1 protein-coding gene is annotated in these 336 nt (G+C 67.0%); it reads right to left on the bottom strand.

Annotated elements, in window-relative coordinates:
* Positions 1-336 (bottom strand): hypothetical protein (locus tag BN358_RS26410; protein WP_198018418.1); only part of this gene is annotated, 336 nt, incomplete at both ends.

Below are 336 nucleotides of genomic sequence, written 5' to 3'. Positions count from 1 at the left end.
GTCGGCAGAACTGGCCAGGGAAGCGCGCTGGACGCGGTTCCGGCGGCGGCGTAGCTGGCGCTGAGGAGTACCAGCCCGCCATGGAGGGACTGCGGGCTACTACCGAGCGCGAGCGCGATCACCTCCGAGACGATCCCGAACATGCCGCCGATGGCTGCCGTGGTCTTGTTCACATCCTTCAGCGCGATCGCGGCCGCGAGGAATACCACCATGGCCGGCACGGCGAGCCCGACGAAACACACCAGTTCGGTCAGGTACAGCGTCTTGTTGGCGGCGATGTATGTCAGGATCGCAGCTCCCTCGGTGGGCGGGACTGGGGCGACGAAGACCAGCACC

The sequence above is a fragment of the Sedimentibacter sp. B4 genome (assembly GCF_000309315.1).
GTDB lineage: Bacteria > Bacillota > Clostridia > Tissierellales > Sedimentibacteraceae > Sedimentibacter > Sedimentibacter saalensis.
Note: the sequence above shows the minus strand (reverse complement) of the source record. Positions and strands in the feature narration are given on the sequence as shown.